We start from the raw sequence: 21,055 nt of genomic DNA, 5'->3' as shown, positions 1-21,055 counted from the left end.
TTTCTCTTGCTTGCGTTTCGTGCGTGTCTGCCGTATGTCTCAGCGGCGACTCATATAATATATCACGGGCGCCTATACGATTGCAAGTGTTTTTTTTGATTTATTTTCGATTATTTTCCGGGCTTAAATTCAGGCCTATTAGAGGCCTTAAATTACTTATATGTACGGACGTTTAAAGCGTAGCGAGAAAGCTCTTTTGGGGAAGCCAAGCGGGCATACATGCGGAAAATCGTTTTGTAACGGCGGGTAATCGACTGCTTGATTTCTCCATCCAGACGGGAGTCATTTAGATCAAGCAGCATTTCATCGAGTTCCTTGCGCAGGACGTAGTCGAGTTCTTTGCATTCTTTATCGTTGAATAGAATTCCTAGCATAGTGGTTTGCGCCCTCCTCAAGTGGTGACGGTCGTTCGCCTGTATAGCGAATTTGCTCGTCCTTGCTCTGCCTCATGCAGCTTGATGAAACAATAAAGCGGCGTCTACGCTTCGCACGTAATAACGCCGCTTTATTGTTATGCACAAATAATGGGAATTTTATTACATCTTCAGAAGCCAAGGTGTAATGATGCTTTCAATTAAGGAAGCCACTAGCAGAGAAATCGTAAGCACAACGGCGACTGGAATCGTTTTTTTCATGAAAAATAAAATTTCAAACCCGCTCTTCTCCACTTGGCCATTTGGGCTGACTGTTGATTTCATCATTTTTAAAATGAGGACGCCAAATCGCATCCCATAGGCTCCAGCAATAATAATTGCCGGAATTTCAATAATACCGTGCGGCAGCAAGCCTTTAAAAATCATTTCCATTACAGTGCCCGCTCCATGCAGCTCAGCTGTCCTGTTAAGCAAATAACCAATAATCATTCCATTAAAGACGAGGAAGAACAGCGGAACTAATCCAAGGAACGCCCCGAGATACATAATGAAGATTGATTTAATGGCATTGTTGAAAAAAATGAACAGAATGTAGCTCATCGTCGGATTCGCCGACTGATCAAGCTGCTGCGCCAGTTGAGCAATCGCCTCCAGCTGCTGATCCATCATATCGCTGATCGCCGTATTACTTCCTCCTACAACAATTCCAGCAAAAAACAGGACAAACCCAAATGCAATGTAGCCGCTCATCGAGCGAAAGTGATCAAGAATTTCCCGAGGCTTAAACAAGTGATGCCCTCCTCTGCCCATCTTCAGTTGAACAAGCATGAATAACTTGGCGCTTTGAGCATAGATTGTACTAGAACAAGCTTCCATTAGAGAGGAGAGCCCGCCTAAGATGAACTTTTTTTATGTGATGAATGGTCGTAAAATCAAGCACTACAGTCTAATTGTACTTGCCCTCGTATTTTCGGTAGGGGTCATTTACGCGGAGCGCGACAATATTACGGTGTTTTCACCACAGCAGCCCGCTGCCATCTACAGTGTACCGACCGAAAAGAAAGTCGTAGCCCTTACGTTTGATATTAGCTGGGGCGAAAAACGCGCGGAGCCGATTTTGAAGGTGCTTAAGGACAAAGACATTACGAGAGCCACCTTCTTTCTATCGTCGCCCTGGATTCAATCGCATCCCGATATTGTGAAGAAAATAACCGACGCCGGTTATGAAATCGGAAGCCACGGCCACAAGCATGATTATTACAGTAAGCTGAGTGACGATGAAATCCGCACGCAAATTTCCACTGCACATTCGATTATTACCGATACAACTGGCAAACAGCCTAATTTAATTCGGATGCCGAATGGCGATTTTGACAAAAGGGTACTCCGCATTGCGAGCGAAATGAACTATAAGGTCATTCAATGGGACACCGACTCGCTGGACTGGATGAACATTGGCACGGATAAAATCATTAGCCGGGTAGTAAGCCGCGCTCATCCTGGCGATATTATTTTGATGCATGCCAGCGATTCCGTGAAGCAGACTCATGAAGCTCTGCCTGTCATTATCGACCAACTGCGCTCCAAGGGCTATGACTTCGTGACGGTCACGGAGCTGATTACGCAGACAGAAACCGATGGCAAGGCTGTGCAAGATAAATCCACCCTATCCTCCACCGGTACAAGCCAATTGAACGCCGCAGTGAAACATTAAGCCGTGAAAGGTTGAAAATAGTTCCTACATTATGCGACCGGCTTTGCAGATGATGCAGATTCGGTCGCTTCGCTTTTCAAAATCCGCGGCAGCATCAATATTTGGTACGCATTACATACGAACAGCGGAACAATCATAAAGATGATGGCGGCAGTATTGGTTTCTCCTTTTAAAGCAGGATAGGCTTCAATGAAGGTAACAGTAAACATCAGGAACGCGGTCGGTACAAAGGCTACAGCCTTCGTCTGTTTCACCTTTACATAAGAAACTGCAAGGGAGAACACCATAAGCAGAAGCGGCAGAAGCCAGAAGAACCAGCCATTCGTACGCTGCTCATACAATAAATAGCCTAAAGCAAATGCCGCAAACACGGTGGAGTAGCCTTGCAGCGTATTCCAGAGGTAGCTTTTGCGAAACACGCTAAGCGCGATATAATTTAAAGTCAAATAAGCGAAAAAGCCCATTTGGCTGAATGCACCGAACATAAGGCCTACAAGCGCCATCATTGCAAAATTAAATCCCGAGGCATCCAGCCCCATAAAGCCGAATTCCGGATCCGTCCACTGCATCGTTATTCCACATATCGCTGTAGCCAAACCACCGACTGCCATACAGCTCCAAAAAAGAAAAAACCATTTTCTGATATTCACGTTTGACATCCCCCTAAATTTTTCAAGCACACCCTGTCCAACATCCTTTATTTTACCACGTTCACATTAAAAAGCTAACCTTTCCCCTTGATAATCAATTGAACTTTGACACATACTACTCCCATCAATACAGGAATGCTGCCACGAAGGGAGAACACGAATCATGCGCATTCGTATGACGGTAATTATGCTTCTCATTGTTACGTCTTTTGTCTTGGCCAGTTGTGGATCGGAATCATCGGGAAGCAGCCAACAAGTCACGTACAAAGACATGAAATCGATGGTCATTGATATACTCAAAACGGAGGATGCTCAAAAAGCGCTCCAGGAATCGGCTCAGCAAATGTCGGGCTATAACGGAAATACGTCCAAGCTTTTGTCCGTGCAGGATCAGGAGCAGGTTCGTCTGGCAGTTAAAGATGTGCTAGTCGCACCGGAATATGACAAGGTGATCAAGACGCTGATGACCGATGTCCGTTTTGCTGGGGAATTTGCCAAAGCCGTTAATAAGCAAAACAAGGAAATTCACCAGCAGCTGCTTAAAGATCCGTCGTATCAGGAACAGTTAATTAAGGTCATGAAGAATCCGGAGATGGACCGGATGATTTTGGAGGTGCTGCAAAGCACACAGTATAAAAAACAAGTCATGTCCATTATGCAGGAGTCGATGCAAAATCCACTTTTCAAGCTTGAAGTGCTCGATCTAATGAAGAAAGCCGTACAGGAAGAGCTAAAACCGAAGCCTAACGAAAAGGTTGACAAGCAAAAATCGTCGGAGGAAGAACAACAGGATTCAGGCGACGATAGCGGTGACGACCAGCAAGATTCAGGCTCAGGAGATGGACAGCAGGATAATACGACGTAGCTTGTGATTAGAAAAAAGAACGCCCCGCTGTGAATGTAGATAGGCCAGCTGTCTGGCTGAAGCTCCATTCATAGGCATGGGGCTTTTTTCATTCAGCTATCCGATTTAAGAATCCTATAAATAAGGGGCTAAGCAACTACGGAGATAAGGGGGCAAGAATGAAAGAAGGTAAAAAGTTTAGCTGGTGATGAGGTGAAAAAGAGCAAAGGACTTACGTAGCGGCAATTGCCACTTCCGTAAGCCCCATGCACGAAGGTTACTTCAAGACGATTAATTCAAGAAAGTTGTTTTAAAAAGATGCAGTGCAGCTATTGCTGCCAACTGCAATCGCTATTTGATGAAGCGGACGCTATTCGCATTTTTGAAGCACTTTGTCCGCAAGCTCCAAATACAGCTGGCCTGTCTCGCTCTCTGCCTTGTATACGGATGGCGAGAAGTCCGGCTCTGATGGATGATTATCCGGTGCACCAAGCGGAATTTGTGACAATAGCTCGGCATGAAGCGACTCAGCTAACCTTCCGCCACCACCTCGGCCAAAAATGTATTCTGGCTCGCCGCATTTGCTGCATTTGTAATACGCCATATTTTCAACGATACCGATGATTTCATGCTCGGTTTTAATGGCCATTGCCCCTGCGCGTGCAGCAACGAATGCAGCTGTAGCGTGCGGCGTCGTGACGATAATTTCTTTGCTTTGCGGGATGATCTGATGGACGTCCAGCGCTACATCGCCTGTTCCCGGCGGCAAGTCGAGCAGCAAGTAATCAAGCTGGCCCCACTCGATTTCGTCAAAAAAGTTGCGCAGCATTTTGCCTAGCATCGGGCCGCGCCATACGATTGGGCTGTTGTCCTCAACAAAAAAGCCCATCGACATCACCTTCACCCCGAATTTTTCAATCGGGATGACCCGCTCGTTCACGACCTGCGGGCGCTCTTCGATGCCCATCATATCGGGCACGCTGAAGCCGTAAATGTCGGCGTCAATAATGCCGACACGCTTGCCCTTGCGAGCGAGAGCGACCGCGAGGTTCACGGTCACTGTTGATTTGCCGACGCCGCCCTTGCCGCTGGCGACGGCAATGAACTGCACCCCGCTGCGGCTATCCAGCAGCGGGTTCGCCAGCCCGGCCCCGTGGCCTTGCACGGGGCCAGCGGCGCCTGCGCCTGCGGCAGCGGAGGCTCCGCCGCCGCCGCTAGGCGCCCCGCGCTGCGCGGAAGCATCCGCCGCAGCTGCGGGCTCTAGCGCACGAAACCGGCAATGCACGGTTTCGGCGCCCAGCCGCGCTAACGCTTCGCGCAGCGCGGCTTCCAGCGAGGGCTTCGCCTCCTCGCTGGCAACCAAGACCGTCAGTGAAACTTGACGGTCCTTCACCATCACATCGCGGACGGCTACCTCGCCCGCCGTATATAGCGCCGTTACTGCTTCAACGGCTTCCAAAGCTTGCTCACGTGTTAACATAGGATACGTCCCACCTTTATGTATGCGATTACTGCTTATTACTTATGATTATAGCATAGTTAAGCAGCAACATTCATGGCTGTAACGTGTCGGAACGGTTTCAGCTTTATGGCTTATCCCCTGCAGGCAGCGTCATTTTCTCTCCAGCAGCGTATCGCAGCATCCCTTGATAAATGGAAGCGGCGACCTTTCGCTGGTATTCCGAATCGGCTAGTCTGGATGCTTCCCCCGGATTAGACAGAAAACCGACTTCAATTAAGGCTGTGGGAACATCCGTAATTGCTTTGAGCAAATAGACGGTATTTTCCGTTGCTGCGACGCGGCTCGTATTTTCCAAATTGCGTTTAATCTCGTTTTGAATAGCGGCAGCAAGCAGCTTGCTGTCCTGATGATTAGCCGGATTGTAAAAGGTTTGCGCCCCCGACCATTTGGCTGATGGAATACTGTTCATATGAATGCTGACAACCAAATTCGGCCGGCTTTCCTTTATGACCTTCACGCGGTTATGCAGATCCTCCGTTTTCCGCCTGCTATAGGTTTTCGTATCTGGGGCTGCCAGATCATAATCCCCTTCACGCGTCATGACGACAATAGCCCCTGCCTGCTGTAAATAATCGCGCAAATAAAGCGCAATCGCCATATTCAAATCTTTTTCAACGACTCCCTGTTTGCTGACCGCCCCGCCATCTACTCCGCCATGCCCAGCATCAAGCGCAATCGTTTTACCAGACAACGGTGTTGCCCACGTCTTCCATGTCCGCGCAGTCCGTTCGTCTCCATAAGTAAGCAGCGTCCATACGAGTGCAATGGCCAGCACAGCAGCAGTCAATCGCAGCGCTCCCTTTAGCGTTATCCAAACGACCCAGCGTCGTCCCCATCGGCGCAAAAAAACCACCCCGTCCTCCATCAAATAATAAACAGCTCCAGCTTGGCCAGCGCTCATTATCATCTATATGGGACGAGATGGTTATTTATGAGTGTGCCTCTGCACGTTCACAGTGTCACACGATAACGCTTATTAAGTTACAGGCTGCTCCGCCATGCCTTCAATCAATATTTTAGCAACTTCAGGACGCGAAAACTCCGGCGGCGGGCAAATGCCATCACGCAGCAGCGCGCGCACTTTTGTTCCCGAAAGCGTCAAATGCTCGGATTTATCATGCGGACATGTCTTGGTAGTCGCCATGTTGCCGCATTTTTGACAGAAGAAGCTGTGCTCGAAATAGAGCGGTGTAATGCCGAGGTCCTCTGTCGGAATCGTCTTAAGCAGATCTTGCGCTTCATAAGTGCCGTAGTAGTCGCCTACACCAGCGTGGTCACGGCCTACAATAAAGTGGCTGCAGCCATAGTTTTTACGAACGAGCGCATGGAAAATCGCTTCGCGTGGTCCTGCATAACGCATCGCTGCCGGGAATACACCGAGGTGTACACGATCGGCCGGATAATAATTTTCCAGCAGAGCCAGATAGCTTTTCATCCGTACGTTCGCTGGCACGTCATCGGACTTTGTCTCCCCAACAAGCGGGTTGAGGAATAAAGCATCGACAATTTCCATTGCAGTCTTCTGGATATATTCATGAGCACGGTGAACGGGATTGCGGGTTTGGAAACCAACAACGGTTTTCCAGCCTTTATCCTGGAACAGCTTGCGTGTCTCGGACGGGTCAAAATAATACTCTTCAAACTTCTCCGGCTTCGGACGGTTCAGCACCGTAATCGAGCCGCCTACATAAGTAGCTGGACGAGACAAAAGCTTTTGCACACCCGGATGCTCGAGGTCATCGGTTTTAAAAATATGAACCGCCTCAACCTTTTGATCAACAGCGTAAATGCTCTCTACATCAATAACCGCATAAATGACGCCATCTTCACCAACTAACGCCGTGCGTTCGCCTACTTTAAGCTCAGCCGCCTTCGCCTCTTCTACAGCCAGCGTAATCGGGATGCTCCATACTGTACCGTTAGCCAGTCGCATGTTCTCAACAACGGAGCGATAATCCGCTTCATTCAAAAATCCTGTCAGCGGCGAAAAAGCGCCTACAGCGATCAAATCAAGATCGGAAATCGTCCACGTGTTAATCGTAATGCTGCCAAGCCCTTTTGCCTCATTAAGCAGTGCTTCACGTTGCTCGCCAGTAGCGACACGGTTCACCAGTTCGCCGCCATGCGGTAAAATTTGAGTCATTATCATTGCCCTCCCAAAAATAGTACACAGTCCGCCATCTTTATCATCTGGCTTCTCATGCTGCCTAGCCTTCTTCATTACCGATTATTTATGCAAGCCGCACTCTGTTTTTTCTTGTCCTGCCCAACGTCCAGCACGCGGATCTTCACCCGGCATAACTTGACGTGTGCAATATTCGCAGCCAATGCTCGGATAGTTTTGATCATGAAGCGGATTGTAGATGACATCATTTTCTCGGATGTAGTTCCATACATCTTCAGTTGTCCAATGTGCAATCGGGTTAAACTTAACCAATCCGAATTTTGTATCATACTCAATTTTTTTCGCGTTGGCACGTGTTGGCGCTTGATCGCGACGGATACCCGTAATCCATGCCTCGTATTGGGACAAAATCCGCGTAAGCGGCTCTACCTTCCGAATGCCGCAGCATTGGTTGGCATCTGTCTTCCACAGCTCTTCACCATATTGCGCAGCTTGCTGCTCCGGTGTAATTTCCGGCTTCACTTCTACAAACGGAATTCCTGGGTAACGCTCGATCATGCGATCGCGAGTCTCATACGTTTCTTTAAAGTGAAAATCTGTATCCAGGTAGAAAATGTCTGTTGTCGGACTAACCTTCTGAAGCATATCAACGAGCACAACATCCTCTGCACCGAAGCTGCAGGCAAAAGTAAGATTAGGGAATGTTGCAACAGCAAACGCAATAATCTCCTCTGGCGTTGCATTTTCCAGCTCAACAGCTTGCTTGGCAATAAGGGCTTCCTTCTCAAAAAGATTCATCGTTTTATTCCTCCGTATCAATTCCAAGTATATTGATCTGTATTTAAGTCTAATTATACGTCGTCCACTCACAATCTTCAATATCTAGTTTACTCCAAAATGAATTAAAGTTTATTTATTATACAAAAAAACGGGCTCCAAGCACGCTTCTTCCGCTTGTCCCGCCTTCAAAACCAGTATTTTCATGGCCCTATTTGCTGTCAAATCATCAGGTTGGTTTTTTCAGAGCCTTTTATGGCTTCAATAAACAACAAAAAACCCCCGGCTAGAAGGCCAGGGGCTGTAAAACAATAGATTAACGTTTCGAGAATTGTGGCGCGCGACGAGCCGCTTTAAGACCGTATTTTTTACGCTCTTTCATACGTGGGTCACGAGTCAGGAATCCAGCGCGTTTCAGAGCTGGACGGTATTCAGCGTCTACTTTAAGTAGAGCGCGGGAGATACCATGACGGATAGCGCCTGCTTGGCCGGACATACCGCCGCCGTTAGCAATAACCAATACATCATATTGCGTAAGCGTTTCTGTCAGGTTAAGCGGTTGTTTAACGATAAGTTTCAATGTTTCCAAACCGAAGTATTCGTTGATATCACGTTTGTTAATGATGATTCGTCCTTCACCTGGCACGAGACGTACACGTGCAACAGAGTGTTTACGACGACCCGTTCCATAGTATTGCACTTGAGCCATGAAACTGTCCTCCCCTTTAATTACCCGCGAAGTTCGTAAACTTCAGGATTTTGTGCTTGGTGCGGATGTACCGAACCAGCGTATGCTTTAAGTCTAAGCTTCATTTTGTTACCTTGACGTGTTTTCGGCAACATGCCGTGAACAGCCAGTTCGATAACGCGATCAGGCTTTTTGTCGATCATAACGTTAGCCGGTGTTACTTTCAGACCACCGGAGTACATCGAGTGACGGTAGTACATTTTGTCTGTCAGTTTTTTACCTGTCAGAACGATTTTTTCAGCGTTGATTACGATAACGAAATCGCCTGTATCAACGTGAGGTGTAAATTGCGGCTTGTGCTTGCCACGGATCAAGCTAGCTGCTTCGCTTGCTAGACGACCGAGGGTTTTACCTTCCGCATCAATGATGTACCATTTACGTTCAACTTCATTTGGCTTAGCCATATAGGTGGTACGCATGGAGATCCTCCTTCATTCGCTTACATTTAAAATTTAATTTTATCAAAGAACGTTTCCGTTCGATTTATATCATTTATTGCTGCCAAGTTTGTGACGATCTCAGTCGGGGCTGTGGGATAGCCACTAAGAAAGCACAAGTTATATATTACTATAAAAAGTGGCCTAAAGCAAGCAGTTTGTACGATTAACTTCTTAGTTCATCGGGATATTCAACTTCGACCAGCGTAAGGCCATGAGGCATTGCAGTTGGGCCAGCCAAAGACCTGCTTTTGCCCTCTAATATGCGCTTCATATCTTCCGGCTTCAGCTTGCCTTGTCCTACCCACAGCAGTGTCCCCATAATAACCCGCACCATATTGTACAAAAAACCGTTGCCGGTCACGTACATATGAAGCTTGCTGCCCTGCTGCTCAAAATACGCCTCATAAATCGTTCTTATATGATGCGGCTTCGTCGAATGAATGGATGTAAAAGAAGTAAAATCATGCTCGCCTATAAGATAGGGCAGCGCCTCTGCCATTGCCTCAGCATTTAAGCGCATCGGATAATGAAAGCAATAGTGACGCGTGAACACATCGGGAAATTTCCCACGATCTATCGAATACCGATAGGTTTTCCGCTTTGCAGAGCGGCGTGAATGAAATTGCTCCGGCACCTCATACGCCTCCAAAATAACAATATCCTTTGGCAGCCTCGTATTCAGCGCAATGGCCCAGCGTTCGGCGGGAATAACGGATTCGGTATGAAAATTAAATACTTGGCCCATAGCATGAACGCCTGCATCTGTCCGGCCCGAGCCAATAATATGAATCTCTTCACCCGTAAGCGCTCTTAGCGCCTTCTCAATCTCCTGCTGCACCGTTCTGAGATGCGGCTCCAACTGAGATTGGAAGCCATTAAAGCGCGCCCCATCATAGCTAACCTTTACTGCAATATTTCGCATGTGGAATTCCTCCCAAACCCTCGAGAGGGGTTCTACCCTGCCTTCAAAAGCTATCCCGAAACCCTCAAGGGCCTTACCCAAACCTTCAAAGGCCTCTATCCCCAAGCCCTCAAGAGCTTCTACCAAACCTTCAAAGGCGTCTACCCAAACCCTCAAGAGCTTCTACCAGACCTTCAAAGGCTTTCCAACCCCCTAAGTCCCCCTTCGTAAGGGGGATTCCGAGGAACTGCCGTCCCTCTGGACACCCGGAAGTTAGCGAGCAACCTGCGTCACTAGTCTCCCCAGCAACTGCCTGCTATTCCCCGCTGTCATCCCTCTGCCCATCATCATGGGCAGCATGGAATGACAACTCTCAGCTTGAGCACCAGCACGTTAGCCTTCATGAGGCTAATTAGAAGCAGAGAATGAAATCCTCAGCTTCTAATACTCGCTTCAGAATAGCCAAGGCACGCTCATGCATTTGCTGCATGAGCGCCTCTGTTGTCGATGCTGCTATATATTCTGCATCGACACAAGAGCTGCACGGCAGCGCCTGCTTCGCGGCAACTGCTGGCAGCTAACTGTGCCACTGCGGCTCTATGCAAAGCTGAGCAGCCGGCAGTTTGGCAGACATAGTGTGCAGTAGTAATGGGGCACACTATGTCTACTGCCTTTTCGGCCCTCATGCCGCGTTTATTTGCGGCTTGTGAGGGCTAGGGGCTGGCGAAGCGAGGATGGGTGGTAGTGTGAAGTGCTTTGGAGTGGGGACGGGAGTGGAGTGAAAGGTTTGGGCTGGAGAAGCGCAGCGTTCGTCTTTGTTGTCTGATCGTAAGCCCAAATCTTTCACGGAACGCCCGCCCCGCCCAAAGCCTCATACTACCATCAGCCGACGCGAAGCCACAACATCCTCGCCCTCACAAAAACCAGCAAATAAAAAAAGGTGGCCTCGAGGGTCCACCCTTTCTCATGTTACGCGCGGTCTACCAGTTCCAAATATACCATTGGCGCAGCGTCGCCACGGCGAGGTCCTAGTTTCAAAATCCGCGTGTATCCGCCCGGACGCTCCGAGTAACGGGGGCCCAGCTCCGAGAACAATTTTTGGATTGCATCTTGCTCTCCATCGATTGTTTCACGACGCACGTAAGCTGCTACTTGACGACGAGCGTGCAAGTCGCCTTGCTTCGCTTTCGTGATCAGCTTTTCAGCGATCGAACGAACCTCTTTCGCTTTTGCTTCCGTTGTTTGAATACGCTCATAAAGGAAAAGGTCAGTAACGAGGTCACGGAACAATGCTTTCCGCGCGCTAGCGTTACGGCCTAGTTTTTGATATGCCATCTTGATTTTCCCTCCCTTGCCTGTAGTCTAGACTAATTGATGCTACTCTTCCATGCGCAGGCCAAGACCCAGCTCTTCCAGCTTCTCTTGAACTTCCTCAAGCGACTTGCGGCCCAAGTTGCGAACCTTCATCATGTCCTCTTCGGATTTCGTAATCAGCTCTTGAACGGTGTTGATTCCTGCACGCTTCAAGCAGTTGTATGAACGTACGGAAAGATCGAGTTCTTCGATAGTCATCTCCAGAACTTTCTCTTTTTTGTCTTCTTCCTTCTCCACCATAATCTCGGCATCTTTAGCTTCGTCAGTCAAGCCAACGAACAGATCCAAATGCTCAGTCAAGATTTTAGCGCCGAGGCTTACAGCCTCTTCCGGACGAATACTGCCGTCAGTCCAAACTTCCAGCGTAAGCTTATCATAGTTAGTCACTTGACCAACACGAGTATTCTCCACACTGTAATTTACACGTGTAATTGGCGTGTAAATCGAATCAACCGGGATAACTCCAATCGGTTGATCTTCCCTTTTGTTACGGTCCGCTTGCACATATCCGCGTCCCCGATTAGCAAAAACACGCATATGGAGCCGCGCGCCGGAGGCCAAGGTGGCGATGTGAAGATCAGGGTTCAAAATCTCGACATCGCTGTCAGCACGAATATCGCCCGCCGTAACGATTCCTTCGCCTTCAGCGTCGATTTCCAAAACCTTCTCTTCATCGGAGTGGATTTTCAACGAGAGGCCCTTCAGGTTCAGAATGATTTCAGTTACGTCTTCCATCACTCCTGGAACTGTAGAGAACTCGTGAAGCACTCCGTCGATCTGAACGGAAGTAACAGCTGCACCTGGCAAAGACGACAACAAAATTCGGCGAAGCGAATTTCCAAGCGTCGTGCCGTAGCCACGCTCGAGCGGCTCAACAATGAACCGTCCGTAAGTCCCATCCTCGTTCAAATCCACGGTCTCGATTTTCGGCTTTTCGATCTCAATCACTAATAGTACCCTCCTTCAAACGTCGCTCCGTTACCATACCGTATCTTAAGTCAAATCTCGTAGTATGCCAAACCTTCACAACCATTATTCACAAGTTGCTGTCATTTGATACCACAGTGGATCCAACTATACGCGACGACGTTTTGGTGGACGGCATCCGTTATGAGGCACTGGAGTAACGTCTTTAATCAGGTTAACTTCAAGACCTGCTGCTTGAAGCGAACGAATAGCTGCTTCACGACCAGCGCCTGGACCTTTAACCATAACCTCAACGGTTTTCATGCCATGTTCCATTGCTGCTTTAGCTGCAGTTTCAGCTGCCATTTGAGCTGCGAAAGGCGTGCTTTTACGCGAACCTCTGAAACCCATGTTACCGGAGCTTGCCCAAGAGATTGCATTGCCGTGAGGGTCCGTAATTGTAACAATCGTGTTATTGAATGTCGAGCGAATGTGAGCGACGCCTGACTCAATATTTTTCCGATCACGACGTTTTGTACGAACGACTTTTTTCGGTTTTGCCATTATCCTATTTCACCTCTTCTTATTTCTTTTTGTTAGCTACAGTCCGACGAGGACCTTTACGCGTACGCGCATTTGTTTTCGTGCGTTGACCGCGAACAGGCAAACCACGACGGTGACGAACACCACGGTAACATCCGATTTCAATCAGACGTTTGATGTTAAGCGAAATTTCACGACGCAGGTCGCCTTCCACTTTAACTGTTTTGTCAATTGCTTCACGAATTTTCGCAAGCTCATCTTCTGTCAAATCACGAACACGAGTGTCCGCGTTAACGCCAGTTGTGCTCAAGATTTTTTGTGAAGTCACTTTGCCAATACCGAAAATGTATGTCAGAGCGATTTCGACGCGCTTATCACGCGGCAAGTCTACACCAGCTATACGTGCCATAGGCCGTTATCCCTCCTTCTATCCTTGTTTTTGTTTGTGTTTCGGATTTTCACAAATCACCATAACGTTGCCTTTGCGACGAATGACTTTGCATTTTTCGCAAATCGGCTTAACCGAAGGTCTAACCTTCATTGTGATTACCTCCCGAATCTTTCGCTCGCAAACCGCAATGCGGCCTACTTACGATAGGTGATGCGCCCTTTTGTTAAATCATAAGGCGATAACTGTATAACCACCTTGTCTCCTGTCAGAATACGAATAAAGTGCATTCTGAGCTTACCGGAAACATGTGCGAGAATTTGATGACCGTTCTCCAGCTCCACCTTGAATGTGGCATTCGGCAACGGTTCAATCACCGTACCTTCGACCTCAATGATGTCTTCCTTAGCCAACCGTCATTCTCCTTTCGCATGTGCAAACTTCTGTATAACATAACGTAACTTGGTATTGGTCACCCTGCCTGATTCAAGCAAGCTGTTTACAACTTCGCTGCTTATCACAGGCTGTAACTCGAGATGCAGAACGTTCTTCTTCTTCGGCGAGTCGAAGCGCCGCTTATCGCCATCTACAATCATAACGAAACGCTCGTCAATGATGGATATGACGACCGCGTAGCTGTCTTCATCCTTGCCCCGAAGCACTTTGACAATTTGGCCTACCTGCGGGAACTTATCCATCTCTGGCTCATTCCGCCTGTGGCTTCGAAAGCGTCAAAATTTCAAAACCATTCTCCGTTACGGCAACCGTATGCTCAAAATGAGCACACATCGAGCCGTCTTCCGTTACGACCGTCCAATTGTCTTCAAGCGTGCGGACATATCGTTCACCGATGTTCACCATAGGTTCGATGCAAAGCACCATTCCCGGCTCAAGCTTCGGTCCGCGACCTGGCATACCATAGTTCGGAATTTGCGGCTCCTCATGAAGCTTCGCTCCAATTCCATGACCAACAAATTCGCGTACAACCGAGAAGCCAGCCGCTTCGACAACTTGTTGAACAGCATGGGATATCGTAAATAGCTTCTCATTCGGACGGATGAGATTCACGGCCGCATAAAGCGACTGTTCCGCTACATCCAGCAGCCTTTGTACTTCAGGCGTTACTGCGCCAACCGCGTAGGTCCATGCAGAATCGCCATGATAGCCATTGTACTGCGCTCCGATATCGATACTAATAATATCGCCTTCGTTCAACTTCCGAGGTCCTGGAAAACCATGTACCAGCTCGTCATTTACAGAAGCGCAAATGCTGGCGGGAAAACCATTGTAACCTTTAAAAGAAGGCACGGCTCCTTGACTGCGAATGTAGTCTTCAGCTAGTTGATCAAGCTCAAGGGTAGTAATACCCGGCTTCACCGACCTCGCCATCAACCGATGTGCATCCGCAACAATTCTGCCTGCTTCTCTCATATAGCGCAGCTCCGATTCGGATTTGCGTATAATCATTACAACGAACCTCGCAAGATGGAAGTAATGTCGGCCGTTACCGCATTAATTTCCTTCTCGCCATCGACTTCGCGAAGAAGACCTTTATCACTGTAATAGTCAAGAAGTGGAGCAGTTTTGGAAATGTACTCATCAAGACGCGTTCCAACCTTCTCCTCCGTATCATCCGAACGCTGATACAACTCGCCACCGTCTTTATCACAGACGCCTTCTTGCTTCGGCGGATTGAACAGAATGTGATACGTCGTTCCGCATGTTTTGCAAATGCGTCTTCCAGTTAGGCGTGCCATGAGAAAACCACGATCAACCTTTAAATTAACGACATGGTTAATGCCTCGGTCAAGTTCCTTGAGCATGCCATCAAGCGCTTCGGCTTGTTGCAATGTCCGAGGAAAACCGTCCAGCAAAAACCCTTTATTGCAATCGTCTAATGCAAGACGTTCTTTTACGATACCGTTCGTAATCTCATCGGGTACAAGCAGTCCTTTATCGACATACTCTTTCGCTTTGAGACCGAGCGCAGTGCCTTCTTTCATAGCAAGGCGGAATGCATCGCCTGTCGAGATGTGTGGTATACCAAACTCGGAAACGATTCGTTCAGCTTGCGTTCCTTTACCGGCTCCCGGAGGGCCCATGAATAAAATGTTCATTCGTGTTCCTCGCTTTAAACACAATAGGCTCATGCGGGTCCGTACCATCGCAAGCGACGTCACGGAAGCCCGAACAGAACCTATTGTTATTTATTGATAAACCCTTTGTAATGGCGTTTGATCAACTGGGTTTCGATTTGCTTCATCGTATCAAGCGCAACGCCGATAACGATCAGAAGCGAAGTTCCGCCAAGTTGCACCGTACGCGGCAATCCTGCAAGCGTTCCGAAGAGCACTGGCAAAATCGAGATAACCGCTAGGAAAAGCGCGCCCGTCAATGTAATACGCGACATAACGCGAGTCAGATAAGAAGAAGTTGGTTTACCCGGGCGAATACCTGGGATATAACCACCGTTCTTTTTCATTTGATCCGCCATTTGTACCGGATTAATTTGAACGAAGGTATAGAAGAAAGTGAAACCGATAATCAACAGTACATACAAGACCATACCAAGCGGTTTGTCATAATACATATTATTGATAATCCAGTTTGCCCATGCCGATCCATTCCAGAACTGAGCAATCGTAACCGGGAACATCAGAAGCGATACCGCGAAAATAACCGGAATAACACCTGCTCCGTTTACTTTCATAGGGATATGAGTCGATTGTCCGCCGTACATTTTTCTGCCCACTACACGTTTAGCGTATTGAACCGGAATTTTACGAATCCCTTGCTGAACAAAGATAACACCGACGATAATGGCAACGATCGCAATAAGGATCAGAACCATTTTACCAATATTCCAGAACAAAGCAGCTTCTTGACCAATAAATTGATCTTGCCAAATTGTACGGATGTGGCCTGGGATACCAGCAGCGATACCTGCAAAAATCAGGATCGAAATACCGTTACCAATACCACGCTCAGTAATTTGCTCGCCTAGCCACATCAAGAAAGCAGTACCTGCAGTCAAGATGATAGCAACAACCAAATAATCAACGAAGGTCGCTCCAGGAATCATCTCATTGCCATATTGGCGGTTGAAGCCGATTGCTGTTGCAAAACCTTGAACCAAACCAAGAATAACCGTGCCGTAACGAGTAATTTGCGCGAGCTTACGTTTGCCGTTCTCGCCTTCCTTCGCCCACTCTGCGAATTTAGGAATAACATCCATCGATAACAGCTGCACGATAATCGAGGCTGTAATATATGGCATAATCCCGATTGCAAAGATGGAGAATTTGAAAAGCGCTCCACCAGAAAACGTGTTAAGCAAGCCGAACAAATCTGCACCTGCGCGATCAACTTGTTTGAACACTTCTTTATTGATGCCCGGCACCGGAATGAAAGAACCAATCCGGTAGATGAGCAGGATGAAAAGCGTAAATAGAATGCGCGAGCGCAAATCCGCAACTTTCCAAATGTTGGACACGGTTTTGAACAATTAGATCACCTCGGTTTTACCGCCGGCAGCCTGGATTTTCTCTACCGCAGATTGAGAGAACTTGCTTGCTTTTACAGTCAGTTGGACGTTGATTTCACCGTTACCCAAAATCTTAATGCCCGCTAGTGGATTTTTTACAATCCCTTGCTCAAGAAGAACTTCTGGAGTGACTTCGGTGCCTGCTGCAAAGCTGTTGAGCTCTTCAATGTTGATTATGGCATACTCTTTACGGAAACGGTTGTTAAATCCGCGTTTCGGTACACGACGGTACAATGGGTTTTGACCACCCTCGAAACCAGGACGAACACCACCGCCGGAGCGAGCATTTTGACCTTTGTGACCACGTCCAGCTGTTTTACCGTTACCGGTACCAATACCGCGACCTTTACGTTTTGGTGTTTGCTTGGAACCTGGTGCTGGTGCGAGTTCATGCAATTTCATCGTTCTTGCACCTCCTTGTTTATATCTTGGTATGAACTTCTATCTTATACTTCTTCGACTTTAACCAAGTGGCTAACATGTTTAACCATGCCGCGAATAGCTACAGTATCGTTCAATTCAACGGTTTGACGGATTTTACGAAGTCCCAGCGATGCTACAGTAGCACGCTGTTTCTCGTTACGGCCGATCAAACTGCGAACGAGGGTGATTTGCAATTTTGCCATCGTATACCCCTCCTTAACCTAACAGCTCTTCGACAGTTTTACCACGAAGCTTCGCAACATCTTCAGCACGTTTCAAACGTGAAAGACCTTCGAGCGTTGCGTTAACCATGTTCATGGAGTTCGAAGAACCGAGGGATTTCGTCAAAATATCGCCAACGCCAGCAAGTTCAAGAACTGCACGAACTGGGCCACCAGCGATAACACCTGTACCTTCGGATGCCGGCTTCAGGAGAACTTCTCCAGCGCCGAAATGTCCTAGCACAAGGTGAGGAATTGTTGTACCAACGATTGGAACATGAATCAGGTTTTTCTTAGCATCTTCGATACCTTTGCGGATTGCATCAGGTACTTCGCCTGCTTTACCGATTCCTGCGCCAACATAGCCGTTGCCGTCGCCAACTACTACCAATGCACTAAAGCTGAAGCGGCGTCCGCCTTTAACAACTTTGGCAACACGGTTGATGTTGACAACTTTTTCAGTAAGTTCTAACGTATTCGGATCTATACGCAAGTCGTTTAACCTCCTTATAAGTAAAGTCGATTAGAATTCCAGACCAGCTTCGCGAGCTGCATCAGCAAGCGCCTGAATTCTTCCATGATACAAGTAACCACCACGATCAAATACTACTTGGTTTACACCTTTCGCTTGAGCGCGTTTTGCAAGCAATTCGCCGACTTTACGAGCAGCTTCAACGCTGCCGCCGTTGCCGATAGCTTCAGTCAGCTCTTTGTCTTGTGTAGAAGCAGCAGCCAATGTTACTCCTTGTACATCGTCGATCAATTGAGCATACATATGCTTAGCGGAACGAAACACAGACAGACGTGGGCGTGCAACCGTTCCATTGATTTTTTTACGAACACGCAAGTGTCTTTTCAGACGTGCCTTGTTTTTATCGCCTTTCGTAATCATTCAAGGTTCACTCCTTTCCAATTCCTCATACCGCTATATTAAGCAGCCATGTCAGACTGCTTATTTCTTCTTACCAGCTTTACCTTCTTTGCGGATGATGCGCTCGCCTTCGTACTTGATACCTTTACCTTTATACGGCTCAGGCTCACGTACGGAACGGATTTTGGCAGCAAATGCGCCAACGAGTTCTTTATCGATTCCGCGAACAGTAATTTTCGTGTTCGCTGGAACGTCAAATTCGATTCCGCCTTCAGGAGCGATTTCCACTGGGTGAGAGTAACCAACGTTAAGAACGATTTTCTCACCATTTTTGCTTGCACGATAACCTACGCCAACGAGTTCAAGATTTTTCGAGAATCCGTCAGTAACTCCGCTCACCATGTTAGCGATGATGCTGCGAGTAGTACCGTGTAAAGAGCGATGCAATTTATTGTCAGAAGGACGTTCAATGACGATTTCAGTTTCACTCACATTGACTTTCATATCTTTGTGAAATTCACGGGAAAGCGTTCCTTTAGGTCCTTTAACAGTAATAACTGTGTTTTCCAAGTTGATTGTTACGCCGTTAGGCACTTGGATTGGTTTGCGACCAATACGGGACATCGTTACACCTCCAATCTTTGTGACTTGTTAATTACCAAACGTAGCAGACGACTTCGCCGCCAGCTTTGCCTTGACGTGCTTCTTTATCAGTCATAATCCCTTTGGACGTGGAAATAATAGCAATTCCCAGACCGCCCAGTACACGAGGGATCTCATTAGATTTTGTATAAACGCGAAGACCTGGTTTAGAAATACGTTTCAGACCAGTGATTACGCGCTCTTGGCTCGGGCCGTATTTCAAGAAAATACGGATAATCCCTTGCTTGTTATCCTCGATATATTCAGCATCGCGGATGAAACCCTCACGCTTCAGAATTTCAGCGATTTCCTTCTTCACTTTCGAAGCGGGCATTTCAACGGTTTCATGACGAACAACGTTCGCGTTGCGAATGCGTGTCAGCATATCTGCAATCGGATCAGACATAACCATTTGTGTTAACCTCCTTCCCGAACTAGGCTTATTACCAGCTTGCTTTCTTAACGCCAGGGATCTGGCCTTTGTATGCTAACTCACGGAAACAAATCCGGCAAATTTTAAACTTTTGCAAAACAGAGTGCGGACGGCCACAACGTTCACAGCGCGTGTACGCACGCACTTTAAATTTCGGTGTACGTTGTTGCTTCACTTTCATCGAAGTTTTTGCCACTGGGTATTACACCTCCTAAAAGTGGATTACTTCGCAAACGGCATACCCAATTGGGTGAGCAATTCGCGAGATTCTTCGTCCGTTTTTGCCGTCGTCACGATGACGATATCCATACCACGAACTTTATCAACTTTATCGTATTCAATCTCCGGGAAGATCAATTGCTCTTTCAAACCCAGTGTGTAGTTACCGCGACCATCGAATGCTTTCGATGATACGCCACGGAAGTCACGCACACGTGGGAGGGAGATGTTGAACAGCTTATCCAGGAAGTAATACATACGCTCGCCGCGCAGTGTTACTTTAACCCCGATTGGCATGTTCTCACGAAGTTTGAAGCCGGCAATGGACTTCTTCGCGCGTGTTACAACCGGTTTTTGACCGGCGATTTGACGAAGCTCATCAACAGCAACATCAAGTACTTTCGAGTTAGCAACCGCTTCGCCGACACCCATATTGATGACGACTTTCTCGATTTTAGGCACTTGCATAACTGTTGTATAGTTAAACTTCTGCATCAGAGCAGGAGTGATTTCGTTAAGAAAACGATCCTTCATTCTTGCAGCCATGATTCATGGTCCTCCTTCCTACAGTAACGTTAGTCGATTACTTCGCCGGAACGTTTTGCGATCCGAACTTTTTTGCCGTTATCAAGCACTTTGTATCCAATGCGAGTTACTTTACCGCTCTTCGGATCAATGTGCATCACGTTCGATACGTGAATCGGCGCTTCTTGCTCGATGATACCGCCCTGCGGGTTAGCCTGCGATGGACGAGTATGCTTTTTAACCATATTGACGCCTTCTACAAGTACGCGGTTTTCACGCGGATATGCAGCGATTACACGGCCTTTTTTGCCTTTATCCTTACCGGAAATGACGATGACCGTATCATCTTTTTTAACGTGCAATTTATTGTTATGCGATTCAAGAATTTTTTTCAATCTTGGCATGAGTTACACCTCCTGCATGCTTGATGATCAAGCTATTGCAATCCCTTGGGGACTTTTATTAGATAACTTCTGGTGCAAGCGATACGATTTTCATGAAATCTTTATCGCGAAGCTCACGGGCAACTGGTCCAAAAATACGAGTACCACGTGGGCTCTTGTCTTCCTTAACGATTACAGCTGCATTTTCGTCAAACGCGATGTAGGAACCGTCTTTACGACGAACCGTACGCTTTGTACGAACGATAACTGCTTTAACAACATCACCTTTTTTGACAACGCCGCCTGGTGTTGCTTGTTTAACGGAACAAACGATCAAATCGCCGATAGCCGCTACGCGACGACCAGTTCCACCAAGTACACGGATACACATCAGTTCTTTAGCTCCTGAGTTATCAGCGACACGCAAACGGGAAAATGGTTGAATCATGTCAACGTCCTCCTTTCGGACAAAACTAGATTACATTTTC

32 protein-coding genes are annotated in these 21,055 nt (G+C 47.5%); 2 read left to right on the top strand and 30 right to left on the bottom strand.

Annotated features, from left to right (window positions below; genetic code table 11):
• Positions 1 to 152: 152 nt before the first annotated feature.
• Together WH37_RS29645 and WH37_RS29640 are read right to left on the bottom strand one after the other, a co-directional pair.
• Positions 153 to 374, bottom strand: coding sequence for a hypothetical protein (locus WH37_RS29645; protein WP_046234262.1), 222 nt, complete (start codon positions 372 to 374; stop codon positions 153 to 155).
• 162 nt (positions 375 to 536) lie between these two features.
• Positions 537 to 1,163, bottom strand: coding sequence for a stage II sporulation protein M (locus tag WH37_RS29640; protein ID WP_052737292.1), 627 nt, complete (start codon positions 1,161 to 1,163; stop codon positions 537 to 539).
• 109 nt (positions 1,164 to 1,272) lie between these two features.
• Between WH37_RS29640 and pdaB the strand changes: the two genes are divergently transcribed.
• Positions 1,273 to 2,088, top strand: a complete 816-nt coding sequence (pdaB, locus tag WH37_RS29635; protein WP_046234261.1) for a polysaccharide deacetylase family sporulation protein PdaB — start codon at positions 1,273 to 1,275, stop codon at positions 2,086 to 2,088.
• A 29-nt stretch (positions 2,089 to 2,117) separates the two neighbouring features.
• On the opposite strand, the gene WH37_RS29630 is transcribed toward pdaB, so the two are convergent.
• Positions 2,118 to 2,747 (bottom strand): KinB-signaling pathway activation protein, encoded by a 630-nt coding sequence (locus WH37_RS29630; RefSeq protein WP_231594422.1) that lies wholly within the window; start codon positions 2,745 to 2,747, stop codon positions 2,118 to 2,120.
• Between the two features lie 154 nt (positions 2,748 to 2,901).
• Here WH37_RS29630 and gerD point away from each other — a divergent pair, with 154 nt between their 5' ends.
• Positions 2,902 to 3,603, top strand: coding sequence for a spore germination lipoprotein GerD (gerD, locus tag WH37_RS29625; protein ID WP_046234259.1), 702 nt, complete (start codon positions 2,902 to 2,904; stop codon positions 3,601 to 3,603).
• A 349-nt stretch (positions 3,604 to 3,952) separates the two neighbouring features.
• Here gerD and WH37_RS29620 read toward each other — a convergent pair whose 3' ends face one another.
• The 27 genes from WH37_RS29620 to rplN form a co-directional block, all read right to left on the bottom strand.
• Positions 3,953 to 5,062 (bottom strand): Mrp/NBP35 family ATP-binding protein, encoded by a 1,110-nt coding sequence (locus WH37_RS29620; protein WP_046234258.1) that lies wholly within the window; start codon positions 5,060 to 5,062, stop codon positions 3,953 to 3,955.
• Positions 5,063 to 5,168: 106 nt separating this feature from the next.
• Positions 5,169 to 5,948, bottom strand: coding sequence for an N-acetylmuramoyl-L-alanine amidase CwlD (gene cwlD, locus WH37_RS29615; protein ID WP_046234266.1), 780 nt, complete (start codon positions 5,946 to 5,948; stop codon positions 5,169 to 5,171).
• 132 nt (positions 5,949 to 6,080) lie between these two features.
• A complete protein-coding gene (gene sat, locus WH37_RS29610; protein WP_046234257.1) occupies positions 6,081 to 7,247 on the bottom strand; it encodes a sulfate adenylyltransferase in 1,167 nt (388 codons plus the stop codon).
• Positions 7,248 to 7,331: 84 nt separating this feature from the next.
• Positions 7,332 to 8,027, bottom strand: a complete 696-nt coding sequence (locus WH37_RS29605) for a phosphoadenylyl-sulfate reductase (RefSeq protein WP_046234256.1) — start codon at positions 8,025 to 8,027, stop codon at positions 7,332 to 7,334.
• Between the two features lie 295 nt (positions 8,028 to 8,322).
• Positions 8,323 to 8,715: a 30S ribosomal protein S9 gene (gene rpsI, locus WH37_RS29600; protein ID WP_046234255.1), complete on the bottom strand. Its 393-nt coding sequence runs from the start codon at positions 8,713 to 8,715 to the stop codon at positions 8,323 to 8,325.
• A 20-nt stretch (positions 8,716 to 8,735) separates the two neighbouring features.
• A complete protein-coding gene (rplM, locus tag WH37_RS29595) occupies positions 8,736 to 9,173 on the bottom strand; it encodes a 50S ribosomal protein L13 (protein WP_046234254.1) in 438 nt (145 codons plus the stop codon).
• Positions 9,174 to 9,357: 184 nt separating this feature from the next.
• The gene (gene truA / locus WH37_RS29590; protein ID WP_046234253.1) at positions 9,358 to 10,116 is read right to left on the bottom strand and encodes a tRNA pseudouridine(38-40) synthase TruA; all 759 of its coding nucleotides are present in this window, start codon (positions 10,114 to 10,116) and stop codon (positions 9,358 to 9,360) included.
• Positions 10,117 to 11,064: 948 nt separating this feature from the next.
• Positions 11,065 to 11,430 (bottom strand): 50S ribosomal protein L17, encoded by a 366-nt coding sequence (gene rplQ / locus WH37_RS29585; RefSeq protein WP_046234252.1) that lies wholly within the window; start codon positions 11,428 to 11,430, stop codon positions 11,065 to 11,067.
• A 42-nt stretch (positions 11,431 to 11,472) separates the two neighbouring features.
• Positions 11,473 to 12,417, bottom strand: a complete 945-nt coding sequence (locus WH37_RS29580; protein ID WP_046234251.1) for a DNA-directed RNA polymerase subunit alpha — start codon at positions 12,415 to 12,417, stop codon at positions 11,473 to 11,475.
• Between the two features lie 126 nt (positions 12,418 to 12,543).
• Positions 12,544 to 12,939 carry a 30S ribosomal protein S11 gene (gene rpsK / locus WH37_RS29575; RefSeq protein WP_046234250.1) on the bottom strand — a complete coding sequence of 132 codons (396 nt, stop codon included), beginning with the start codon at positions 12,937 to 12,939 and terminating at the stop codon, positions 12,544 to 12,546.
• A 19-nt stretch (positions 12,940 to 12,958) separates the two neighbouring features.
• Complete coding sequence (rpsM, locus tag WH37_RS29570; RefSeq protein WP_046234249.1) at positions 12,959 to 13,327, bottom strand: 30S ribosomal protein S13; 369 nt, start codon at positions 13,325 to 13,327, stop codon at positions 12,959 to 12,961.
• Positions 13,328 to 13,345: 18 nt separating this feature from the next.
• Entirely contained in the window at positions 13,346 to 13,459 is a 114-nt protein-coding gene (gene rpmJ / locus WH37_RS29565) for a 50S ribosomal protein L36 (RefSeq protein ID WP_003333770.1), read from the bottom strand.
• 44 nt (positions 13,460 to 13,503) lie between these two features.
• Positions 13,504 to 13,719 carry a translation initiation factor IF-1 gene (gene infA / locus WH37_RS29560; RefSeq protein WP_046234248.1) on the bottom strand — a complete coding sequence of 72 codons (216 nt, stop codon included), beginning with the start codon at positions 13,717 to 13,719 and terminating at the stop codon, positions 13,504 to 13,506.
• Between the two features lie 3 nt (positions 13,720 to 13,722).
• A complete protein-coding gene (locus tag WH37_RS29555; RefSeq protein WP_046234247.1) occupies positions 13,723 to 14,004 on the bottom strand; it encodes a KOW domain-containing RNA-binding protein in 282 nt (93 codons plus the stop codon).
• Positions 14,005 to 14,011: 7 nt separating this feature from the next.
• Positions 14,012 to 14,773, bottom strand: a complete 762-nt coding sequence (gene map, locus WH37_RS29550; protein WP_046234246.1) for a type I methionyl aminopeptidase — start codon at positions 14,771 to 14,773, stop codon at positions 14,012 to 14,014.
• Positions 14,773 to 15,423, bottom strand: coding sequence for an adenylate kinase (locus tag WH37_RS29545; RefSeq protein ID WP_046234245.1), 651 nt, complete (start codon positions 15,421 to 15,423; stop codon positions 14,773 to 14,775). Before WH37_RS29545 ends, map begins: the two co-directional genes overlap by 1 nt.
• A gap of 86 nt (positions 15,424 to 15,509) precedes the next feature.
• Positions 15,510 to 16,811: a preprotein translocase subunit SecY gene (secY, locus tag WH37_RS29540; RefSeq protein WP_046234244.1), complete on the bottom strand. Its 1,302-nt coding sequence runs from the start codon at positions 16,809 to 16,811 to the stop codon at positions 15,510 to 15,512.
• Positions 16,812 to 17,252, bottom strand: coding sequence for a 50S ribosomal protein L15 (gene rplO, locus WH37_RS29535; RefSeq protein ID WP_046234243.1), 441 nt, complete (start codon positions 17,250 to 17,252; stop codon positions 16,812 to 16,814).
• Positions 17,253 to 17,296: 44 nt separating this feature from the next.
• On the bottom strand, positions 17,297 to 17,476 hold the full coding sequence (gene rpmD / locus WH37_RS29530; RefSeq protein ID WP_046234242.1) for a 50S ribosomal protein L30: 180 nt from the start codon (positions 17,474 to 17,476) through the stop codon (positions 17,297 to 17,299).
• Positions 17,477 to 17,489: 13 nt separating this feature from the next.
• Positions 17,490 to 17,987, bottom strand: coding sequence for a 30S ribosomal protein S5 (gene rpsE / locus WH37_RS29525; RefSeq protein WP_046234241.1), 498 nt, complete (start codon positions 17,985 to 17,987; stop codon positions 17,490 to 17,492).
• Between the two features lie 30 nt (positions 17,988 to 18,017).
• Positions 18,018 to 18,386: a 50S ribosomal protein L18 gene (gene rplR, locus WH37_RS29520; protein ID WP_046234240.1), complete on the bottom strand. Its 369-nt coding sequence runs from the start codon at positions 18,384 to 18,386 to the stop codon at positions 18,018 to 18,020.
• A 60-nt stretch (positions 18,387 to 18,446) separates the two neighbouring features.
• A complete protein-coding gene (gene rplF / locus WH37_RS29515) occupies positions 18,447 to 18,989 on the bottom strand; it encodes a 50S ribosomal protein L6 (RefSeq protein ID WP_046234239.1) in 543 nt (180 codons plus the stop codon).
• 31 nt (positions 18,990 to 19,020) lie between these two features.
• On the bottom strand, positions 19,021 to 19,419 hold the full coding sequence (gene rpsH / locus WH37_RS29510; protein WP_046234238.1) for a 30S ribosomal protein S8: 399 nt from the start codon (positions 19,417 to 19,419) through the stop codon (positions 19,021 to 19,023).
• Between the two features lie 31 nt (positions 19,420 to 19,450).
• Complete coding sequence (locus WH37_RS35085) at positions 19,451 to 19,636, bottom strand: type Z 30S ribosomal protein S14 (RefSeq protein WP_013312154.1); 186 nt, start codon at positions 19,634 to 19,636, stop codon at positions 19,451 to 19,453.
• 26 nt (positions 19,637 to 19,662) lie between these two features.
• Positions 19,663 to 20,205 (bottom strand): 50S ribosomal protein L5, encoded by a 543-nt coding sequence (gene rplE / locus WH37_RS29505; RefSeq protein ID WP_046234237.1) that lies wholly within the window; start codon positions 20,203 to 20,205, stop codon positions 19,663 to 19,665.
• 29 nt (positions 20,206 to 20,234) lie between these two features.
• On the bottom strand, positions 20,235 to 20,588 hold the full coding sequence (rplX, locus tag WH37_RS29500; protein ID WP_074905002.1) for a 50S ribosomal protein L24: 354 nt from the start codon (positions 20,586 to 20,588) through the stop codon (positions 20,235 to 20,237).
• 58 nt (positions 20,589 to 20,646) lie between these two features.
• Positions 20,647 to 21,015 carry a 50S ribosomal protein L14 gene (gene rplN, locus WH37_RS29495; RefSeq protein WP_046234236.1) on the bottom strand — a complete coding sequence of 123 codons (369 nt, stop codon included), beginning with the start codon at positions 21,013 to 21,015 and terminating at the stop codon, positions 20,647 to 20,649.
• Positions 21,016 to 21,055: the final 40 nt, after the last annotated feature.

Source organism: Paenibacillus algorifonticola (assembly GCF_000971975.1).
Classification (GTDB): Bacteria; Bacillota; Bacilli; order Paenibacillales; family Paenibacillaceae; genus Pristimantibacillus; species Pristimantibacillus algorifonticola.
Note: the sequence above shows the minus strand (reverse complement) of the source record. Positions and strands in the feature narration are given on the sequence as shown.